1 protein-coding gene is annotated in these 10161 nt (G+C 74.4%); it reads left to right on the top strand.

Annotated elements, in window-relative coordinates; genetic code table 11:
• Positions 1 to 5 precede the first annotated feature (5 nt).
• Positions 6 to 10142, top strand: a complete 10137-nt coding sequence (locus DXZ73_RS31400) for a type I polyketide synthase (protein WP_116214355.1) — start codon at positions 6 to 8, stop codon at positions 10140 to 10142.
• Positions 10143 to 10161 lie beyond the last annotated feature (19 nt).

The following is a 10161-nucleotide window of genomic DNA, read 5'->3' on the forward strand; positions in this document are numbered from 1 at the left end:
GTTCAGTGGCTAGCGCGAACGAAGAGAAGCTTCTCGACAACCTGAAGTGGATGACCACTGAGCTGCGCCGGGCCCGCCGCCGCCTGACCGAGGTGGAGGAGGAGGCGCAGGAGCCGATCGCGATCGTCGCGATGAGCTGCCGCTTCCCCGGGGACGTGCAGTCCCCCGAAGACCTGTGGCAGCTGGTCGACCGCGGTGGCGACGCCATCTCCGGATTCCCCGCCGACCGCGGCTGGGACCTGGAGGCCCTGGCCGACCCCGACCCCGACCGCAAGGGCACCTTCTACAACAGCGGCGGCGGATTCCTCCCCGGCGCCGCCGAGTTCGACCCCGCCTTCTTCGGGATCTCGCCGCGCGAGGCCCTGGCCATGGACCCGCAGCAGCGGCTGCTGCTGGAGACCTCCTGGGAGGTCTTCGAGCGGGCCGGGATCGACCCGGCCACGCTGCGCGGCAGCAAGACCGGCGTCTACGTCGGCGCCGCCGCCATGGGGTACGGAAACGACCTCCAGGGCGCGCCGGAAGGGCTGGAGGGCCTGCTGCTGACCGGCGGCGCCACCAGCGTGCTGTCCGGCCGGATCGCCTACACCTTCGGCCTTGAGGGCCCGGCCGCCACCATCGACACCGCCTGCTCCTCCTCGCTGGTCGCGCTGCACTGGGCGGCCCAGGCGCTGCGCACGCGCGAGTGCTCGCTGGCGCTGGTCGGCGGCGTCACCGTGATGCCCAACCCCGATGTCTTCGTGGAGTTCAGCCGGCAGCGCGGCCTGTCGGCCGACGGCCGGTGCAAGTCCTTCGCCGCCTCGGCCGATGGCACCGGTTGGTCCGAGGGCGTCGGTGTGCTGCTAGTCGAGCGGCTCTCCGACGCCCGTAAGAACGGCCACCAGGTGCTGGCGGTCGTGCGGGGCTCGGCGGTCAACCAGGACGGTGCGAGCAACGGTCTGACCGCGCCCAACGGCCCCGCGCAGCAGCGTGTCATCCGTCAGGCTCTGGAGAACGCCCGCCTGTCCGCTGCCGAGGTCGACGTCGTCGAGGCGCACGGCACGGGTACGACGCTGGGTGACCCGATCGAGGCGCAGGCGCTGCTGGCGACGTATGGCCGGGAGAAGTCCGCGGACCAGCCGCTGTGGCTGGGCTCGCTGAAGTCCAACATCGGCCACACCCAGGCTGCCGCCGGTGTCGCCGGGATCATCAAGATGGTCATGTCGATGCGCCACGGCGTGCTGCCGCAGACCCTGCACGTGGACGAGCCCACGCCCGAGGTCGACTGGGCGGCCGGTGATGTCTCCCTGCTGACCGAGGCCCGGCCCTGGCCCGAGACCGGCCAGCCGCGCCGCGTCGGCATATCGGCGTTCGGCGTCAGCGGCACCAACGCCCACACCATCCTGGAACAGGCGCCCGAGGAGACGGCGGAAGAGACGGACGCGGACGCCCCGGCCGGCCCCGCCGTCGTACCGCCCCTCCTGCCCTGGACCCTCTCCGCCAAGAGCGGGACCGCGCTGCGCGAGAACGCACGGCGCCTCGCCGCCCACCTCGACGGCGCACCCGCCACCGTGGCCGACATCGGCCACTCCCTGGCGACCGGCCGCGCCGCCCTGGAGCGCCGCGCCGTCATCGTCGGCGCCGACCGTGACGGCTTCCGCGCCGCCCTGGACGCCCTGGCCCGCGGCGAGTCCGCGCCGGGCCTGGTCGAGGGTTCGGTGGCCGGTGGCAGGACCGCGTTCCTCTTCACGGGACAGGGCAGCCAGCGGCTGGGCATGGGCCGCGAGCTGTACGAGGCGTACCCGGCCTTCGCCGAGGCGCTGGACGCGGTCTGCGACGGCCTCGCCCCGCACCTCGAACGGCCGCTGAAGGACGTGCTGTTCGGCTCGGAGGCCGAGCCGCTGGACCGGACCGGCTTCACCCAGCCCGCGCTGTTCGCGCTCGAAGTGGCCCTGTTCCGGCTCCTCGAGACATGGGGTGTGCGACCCGACGCCCTGGCCGGCCACTCCATCGGCGAGCTCGCCGCGGCACACGTGGCCGGGGTGCTGTCCCTGGCGGACGCCTGCGAGCTCGTGGCCGCCCGCGGCCGCCTGATGCAGGAACTGCCCGCCGGCGGCGCGATGACCGCGATCGAGGCGAGCGAGGACGAGATCCTGCCGCTGCTGGGCGACCGCGTCGGCATCGCCGCCCTCAACGGGCCCACGTCCGTGGTCGTCTCCGGCGACGAGGACGCGGTCACCGCGATCGCGGCCGGGTTCGAGGCCCGGGGCCGCAGGACCAAGCGCCTCACGGTCAGCCACGCGTTCCACTCCCCGCTCATGGACGGCATGCTCGACGCCTTCCGCACCGTGGTGGAGAAGCTGACGTTCCACGCCCCGCGGATCCCCGTGGTCTGCACCGGTGAGATCACGAGCCCCGAGTTCTGGGTGCGGCACGTCCGGGACGCCGTACGGTTCCTGGACAAGGTCCGGACCCTCGAGGCACAGGGCGTCACCACATACCTCGAACTGGGCCCCGACGGCGTGCTCGCCGCCATGGCACAGGAATGCGTGACCGGAGACGGCGCGGCGTTCGTGCCGGTGCTGCGCAAGGACCGCCCGGAGGCCGAGGCGCTCACCACGGCCGTGGCCCGCGCACACGTACGCGGCACGGCGGTCGACTGGGCCGCGTACTTCGCGGGCACCGGCGCGGGCCGCGTGGACCTGCCGACGTACGCCTTCCAGCACCAGCGGTTCTGGCTGGAGCCCGGCGCGCCGACCGGCGATGTGACCGCCGTGGGGCTGGAGTCGGCGGACCACCCGCTGCTGGGCGCGGCCGTGCCGCTCGCCGAGAGCGACGGCTTCCTGTTCACCGGACGGCTGGGCCTGGACACCCACCCGTGGCTGGCCGACCACATCGTCCTGGGCTCGGCGCTGCTGCCCGGCACCGCCTTCGTCGAGCTGGCGATCCGCGCGGGGGACCAGGTCGGCTGCGACCACCTGGACGAACTGACCCTCGAAGCACCGCTGGTGCTGCCCGCGCGGGGCGGCGTCCGGCTGCAGCTCGTGGTGGGCGCGCCGGACGGCGAAGGCCGCCGTCCGCTGTCCGTGCTCTCCCGCGCGGCGGACGCCCCTGCCGAGACACCGTGGACCCGGCACGCCACCGGCATCCTCGCCACCGGCGCCCCGCGACCGGACTTCGCACTGACCGAATGGCCGCCGAGCGGCGCCGAGCCCGCCGACGTCGAGGAGCTCTACGCGACCCTCGCCACCGGCGGACTTCCCTACGGCCCCGCCTTCCAGGGGCTCACGGCCGCCTGGCGGCGCGGCGCCGAGCTCTTCGCCGAGGTGCGCCTGCCCGACGCGGCCCAGGCCACCGCGTTCGGCCTGCACCCGGCGCTGCTGGACGCCGCGCTGCACGCCCTCGCACTGGACACCGACGACCAGGGCCAGGGGCGGCTGCCCTTCGCCTGGACCGGGGTGTCGCTGTACGCGAGCGGCGCCGCCGCGCTGCGGGTGCGCCTGGAGCTGCAAGGGGCCGAAGGCGTACGGCTGGAGATCGCGGACGCGACCGGCGCCCCGGTCGCCGCCGTGGCGGCACTGGCGCTGCGCCCGGTCACGGCCGAGCAGCTGCAGACCGCGCGGGCCACCCACCACGAGTCGCTGTTCCGGCTGGAGTGGACCGAACTGGCGGGCGTGACCGACACGGGCACGGGGGAGCACGGCCGGTGGGCGGCCCTGGGCTCCGCGGCCTCGGCGGGCGCGGACATCCCGGCGTACGCGGACCTCGCGGCGCTGGCCGAGGCCGTCGCATCCGGCGCGGACGTACCGGAATTCGTCTTCGTCCCGGCCCACGCGGAGGAGCACCAGGACGCCGCCGCCGCGGCGCACCGCGCCACCGCCGAGGCGCTCACCCTGATCCAGGCATGGCTGGCGGACGAGCGGTTCGCCGACTCGCGGCTGGTCCTGACGGCCTCGCCGCACGACCTCGCCCAGGCCGCCGTACGGGGCCTGGTGCGCTCGGCGCAGGCCGAGAACCCCGACCGCTTCGTCCTGCTGGACATCGACGACTGGCAGGCGCGTGCCGCGCTGTCGGCCGCGCTGGCCTCGGGCGAGGAGCAACTGGCCGTCCGCTCGGGCGTCGTCAGGACGCCGAGGCTGGCCCGGGTGCCGGTCGCGGACGACACCGCCACCGTCTGGAACACGGACGGCACGGTGCTGGTCACCGGCGCGAGCGGCGCACTGGGCGGGCTGGTGGCCCGGCACCTGGTCACGGAGCACGGCGTACGCCGGCTGCTGCTGGTCAGCCGCCGGGGCGCCGAGGCCGACGGGGCCGCCGAACTGACCGCCGAACTGGCCGAGTCGGGTGCCGAGGCGACCTGGGCGGCCTGCGATGCGGCCGACCGCGACGCACTGGCCCGGGTCATCGGCTCGGTCCCGGCCGCCCACCCGCTGACCGCCGTCGTGCACACCGCCGGAGTACTGGACGACGGCCTGATCGCCTCGCTGACGCCGGAGCGGCTCGCACACGTGCTGCGCCCGAAGGTCGACGCGGCCTGGAACCTGCACGAGCTGACGCGGGAGCTGAACCTCTCCGCGTTCGTCCTCTTCTCCTCCGCCTCCGGGCTGTTCGGCAGCCCGGGACAGGGCAACTACGCCGCCGCCAACGCGTTCCTGGACGCCCTGGCGACGCACCGCAGGACCGCGGGACTCCCGGCCACCTCGCTGGCGTGGGGCCCGTGGGCCGGCGCCGGCATGGCGGCCGGCCTGGACGAGATCGACATCAGCCGCATGCGGCGGGCGGGCCTGCCGCCGCTGTCGCCGGCGGAGGGCCTGGCGCTGCTGGACGCAGCGCTCACCACGGCCGAGGCCGCGCCGGCCCCGATGCACGTGGACACCGCGGCGCTGCGCAAGCAGGCGGCCGCGGGCGGGATCCCGCCGCTGCTGCGCGGCCTGGTCCGGGTCCCGCCGCGCCGCGCGGCGCACGCCGCCACCGGCGCCGGCGACCTGGGCCTGGCCCGACGGCTCGCCGGGCTGGGCGAGTCCGAGCAGCGCCGGCTGCTGCTCGACCTGGTCCGTACGCAGGTCGCGGCGGTGCTCGGCTACGCGGGCCCGCAGGAGGTCGAGGAGGGCCGGGCGTTCAAGGAGCTGGGCTTCGACTCGCTGACCGCCGTCGAGCTGCGCAACCAGCTGCGCGAGGCGACCGGTCTGCGCCTGTCGCCCACGCTGGTCTTCGACCGCCCGACCCCGCTCGTCCTGGCCGACTGGCTGCGCACCGAGATCGTCGGCGACACGGCCGAGGCCGCCGTCCCGGCGGTGGCCACCGCCGCGGCCGACGACGACCCGATCGCCATCGTGGCGATGAGCTGCCGCTTCCCCGGCGGCATCCGATCGCCCGAGGACCTCTGGCAGCTGCTGGTCTCCGCAGGCGACGGCATCACCCCCTTCCCCGCGGACCGCGGCTGGGACCTCGACACCCTCTACAGCGACGACCCCGACCTCGAAGGCACCAGCTACGTCCGCCACGGCGGCTTCCTGCACGACGTCGCCGACTTCGACGCGGACTTCTTCGGCGTCTCGCCGCGCGAGGCCCTCGCCATGGACCCGCAGCAGCGACTGCTGCTGGAGACCACCTGGGAGGCGTTCGAGCGGGCCGGCATCGACCCGGTGACGCTGCGCGGCAGCAAGACCGCCGTGTACATCGGCTCCAACGACCAGGACTACCTGACCCTGTGGCTGAACGAGCCGCAGGGGCTCGAAGGACACCTGGGCACCGGCAACTCGGCGAGCGTGGCCTCCGGCCGGCTCTCCTACACCTTCGGCCTGGAAGGCCCCGCCCTCACCGTCGACACCGCGTGCTCGTCGTCGGTGGTGGCACTGCACCTGGCCGCGCAGGCGCTGCGCAACGGCGAATGCTCGCTGGCCCTGGCAGGCGGCGTCACGGTGATGTCCACCCCCAGCGCCTTCCTGGAGTTCAGCCGACAGCGCGGCCTGGCCGCCGACGGCCGGATCAAGGCGTTCTCCGGCGACGCGGACGGCACCATCTGGTCCGAGGGCGTCGGCGTCCTGCTGGTGGAGCGGCTCTCGGACGCGCGGCGCAACGGCCACCCGGTCCTCGCCGTGCTGAGCGCCACCGCCATCAACCAGGACGGCGCGAGCAACGGCCTGACGGCCCCCAACGGCCCCTCCCAGCAGCGCGTCATCCGCCAGGCACTCGCCAACGCCGGCCTGTCCACCTCCGACGTGGACGTGGTCGAGGCACACGGCACGGGCACGACGCTGGGCGACCCGATCGAGGCGCAGGCCCTGCTCGCCACCTACGGCCAGGACCGGCCCGAGGGACAGCCGCTGCTCCTCGGCTCGGTGAAGTCCAACATCGGCCACACGCAGGCCGCCGCCGGTGTCGCGGGCATCATCAAGATGGTCAAGGCCATCGAGCACGGCGTGCTGCCGCAGACCCTGCACATCGACGAGCCCACCCCGCACGTCGACTGGGCGGCGGGCGACATCGAGCTGCTGACCGAGACCATCGACTGGCCGGAGACGGGCCGCCCGCGCCGTGCCGCCGTCTCCTCCTTCGGCTTCAGCGGCACCAACGCCCACGCGCTCATCGAGCAGGCTCCGGCCGACGCGGCCCCGGCCGCGGACGCGGGGACGACGAACCTGCCCGTCCTCGCGTGGCCGGTCTCCGCCCGGAGCGAGGACGCCCTCCGCGCCCAGGCCGGGCGGCTGCGCTCGTACCTGGACACCACCGAGGGGCTGCGCCCGCTCGACCTGGCCCACGCCCTGGCCACCACCCGCTCGGCCCTGGAACACCGCGCGGTGCTGCTCGGCCAGGACGCCGACGAGCTCGGCCGGGGCCTGGACGCGCTGGCGCGTGGCGAGTCCGCGGCGGGTCTGGTCGAGGGTTCGGTGGCCGGTGGCAGGACGGCGTTCCTGTTCACGGGTCAGGGGAGCCAGCGGCTGGGTATGGGGCGTGAGCTGTACGACGCTTTCCCGGTGTTCGCTGGCGCGTTGGACGCGGTCTGCGCGGAGCTGGACGCGCATCTCGAACTGCCGCTGAAGAGTGTGCTGTTCGGGGACGACGCTTCGGCGCTGGACCGGACGGGCTTCACTCAGCCTGCGCTGTTCGCGGTCGAGGTGGCGCTGTTCCGCCTCGTCGAGGCGTGGGGTATCGCGCCGGACTTCCTCTCCGGGCACTCCATCGGCGAGCTGGCCGCCGCGCATGTGGCGGGTGTGCTGTCCCTTGCCGACGCTTCCAAGCTGGTGGCCGCTCGTGGTCGTCTGATGCAGGAACTGCCCTCCGGTGGCGCGATGATCGCGGTGCAGGCGTCGGAGGAAGAGGTTCGTCCGCTGCTGACCGAGGGCGTCAGCATTGCCGCCCTCAACGGCCCGCAGTCGGTCGTGATCGCGGGTGACGAGGACGCGGCGCTTGAGATCGCTTCGGCCTTTGAGGAGCAGGGTCGTAAGACCAAGCGTCTGACGGTCTCGCACGCGTTCCACTCGCCGCGTATGGACGGGATGCTGGACGCCTTCCGCACGGTGGCCGAGGGGCTGTCGTACGAGGCGCCTCGTATTCCGGTCGTCTCCAACCTGACGGGTGCGGTGGTCTCCGCCGAGGAGATCACGAGCCCGGAGTTCTGGGTCCGTCATGTCCGTGAGGCCGTGCGCTTCCTTGATGGCATCCGCGCTTTGGAGGCCGAGGGTGTCACGACCTTCGTCGAGCTTGGTCCGGATGGTGTGTTGACGGCGATGGCGCAGGACTGCGTCACCGGTGTCGAGGCTGTGTTTGTGGCCGGGCTGCGCAAGGGCCGTCCGGAATCCGAGATGCTGGTTCAGGCTGTCGCCCGGCTGCATGTGCGTGGTGTGACTCCGGACTGGGCCGCGTACTACGCGGGCACCGGTGCCCGCCGGGTCGAGGACCTGCCGACGTACGCGTTCCAGCCCCGCCGGTTCTGGCCGGAAGGCGGCACCGCGGAGGCGCCCGCCGCGGGCACCGCGCTGGACGCGGTGGACGCGCGGTTCTGGGACGCGGTCGAGCGCGAGGACATGGGAACCCTCACCGCCGAGCTGGCGGTGGAGGGCGAAGAGCCCTTCAGCGCCGTGCTGCCCGCCCTGTCGTCGTGGCGGCGCAGGGAGCAGGAGAGGACCACGGCGGACGGCCGGCTCTACAACGTCGTCTGGAAGCCGCAGCCGCAGGAGCGGCCGTCGGCCCCGGCCGGTAACTGGCTGGTCGTCGTCCCCGCGAGCCTCGTGGACGACACCCGGGTCGGCGCGGTCACCGAGGACCTGACGCGGCGCGGGGCGCGGATCGTACGCGTCGAGCTGGACGCGGCGGACACCGAGCCCGAGGCGCTCGCCGCCCGGCTGGCGTCGGCGGGCACCGAAGGCCCGGTGGCCGGAGTGTTCTCGCTGCTGGCGCTGGACGAGCGGGCGCACCCCGCCCACCCCGCGGTGCCGGTCGGCCTGGCGCTGACCAACGCGCTGGCCGAGGCGCTGGCGGGGCGTGCGGAGTACGCCTCGGCGCGGCTGTGGTGCGCCACGCGCGGCGCGGTCTCCGTCGACGGCAGCGACCGGCTGGACAGCCCCGCGCAGGCGCAGGTCTGGGGCCTGGGCCGGACCGTCGCCCTGGAGCAGCCCGAGCGCTGGGGCGGCCTGGTCGACCTGCCGGAGACGCTGGACGAGCGGGCGCTGTCCCGGCTGGCCGGCGTGCTGGCCGGAGCGCACGGCGACGAGGACCAGCTCGCGATCCGCGCCGGAGGGCTGTTCGTGCGGCGCCTGGCGCAGCGGACGGCGCCCGGCGGCGGCGAGGAGTGGACGCCGCGCGGCACCGTCCTGGTGACCGGCGGCACCGGCGCGCTGGGCAAGCACGTCGCCCGCCGGCTGGCGGGCACCGGCGCCGAGCGGCTGGTGCTGCTCAGCCGACGGGGCGCCGACGCGCCCGGTGCGGCCGAGATCGTGGCCGAACTGTCCGGCACCGGCACCGCGGTGACCGTCGAGGCCTGCGATGTGGCGGACCGCGAAGCGCTCGCCTCCCTGGTGGAGAAGCTGGCGGCCGACGGTGCCCCGGTACGGGCCGTGGTGCACGCGGCGGGCGTCTCCCAGGTGCCCGGCACCGGGACCGAACTCCCCGAGTTCGCCTCGGTCGTGGCGGCCAAGACGACCGGCGCGATCCACCTGGACAGCCTGTTCCCGGGCGACACCGAGGACCGTACGCTCGACGCCTTCGTCCTCTTCTCGTCGATCGCCGGGGTGTGGGGCAGTGGCGGGCAGGGTGCGTACTCCGCGGCCAACGCCTTCCTCGACGCGCTGGCCGAACAGCGCCGGGCGCGCGGTCTGACCGCCACCTCGGTGGCCTGGGGCCCGTGGGCGGACGGCGGCATGGCCGCCGAGGGCGACGCCTCCGAGCAGCTCAGCCGGCGCGGCCTGCCGCCGATGTCGCCCGAGCCGGCCATGGCCGCCCTGCTGCGGGTGCTGTCCCGTGACGAGACGGCCGCGACCGTGGTCGACGTCGACTGGCAGCGCTTCGCCCCGGCCTTCACCGCGGCCCGTCCGAGCCCGCTGCTCGACGATCTGCCGCAGGTCCGTACCGCCCTGCGGGACGGCACCGACGGCGAGGACACGGCGGGAGCACCGGCGTCCGGGCTGCGCGAGCGACTGGCCCGGCTGACGGAGAGCGAACGGCGGGACGCGGTGCTGGAGGTGGTCCGCGACCATGTGGCGGCCGCCCTCGGCCACGCCTCCTCCGCCGACGTGGGCGTCGGACGAGCCTTCAGCGAGCTCGGCTTCGACTCGCTCACCGCGGTCGAGCTGCGCACCAAGCTGGGCGCGGCGACCGGGCTGCGACTGCCCGCCAGCCTCGTCTACGACTACCCGAACCCGCAGGCCCTCGCAGAGCAACTGCTGCGCGAGCTGGCCCCGGACGGACACGGCCCGGCCGCCGGCCCCGCGGTCGTGGACACCGACCCCCAGGACGCCGAACTGCGCAGGACCCTGGCGGCCCTCCCGATCAGCAGGATCCGGGAGGCCGGACTGCTGGAGTCGCTGCTCCAGCTGGCCGACCCCCAGGCGGCGACACCCTCCACCGGTCATGCCGATGACGCGGCCGGGTCCATCGACGAGATGGACCTCCAGCACCTCATCGACATGGCACTCGACCTCGACAGCCTTGACGGCACCGAATCCTGACGCGGCCCAAGCACGGAGT

Source organism: Streptoverticillium olivoreticuli subsp. olivoreticuli (genome assembly GCF_003391135.1).
Taxonomy (GTDB): Bacteria; Actinomycetota; Actinomycetes; order Streptomycetales; family Streptomycetaceae; genus Streptomyces; species Streptomyces blastmyceticus.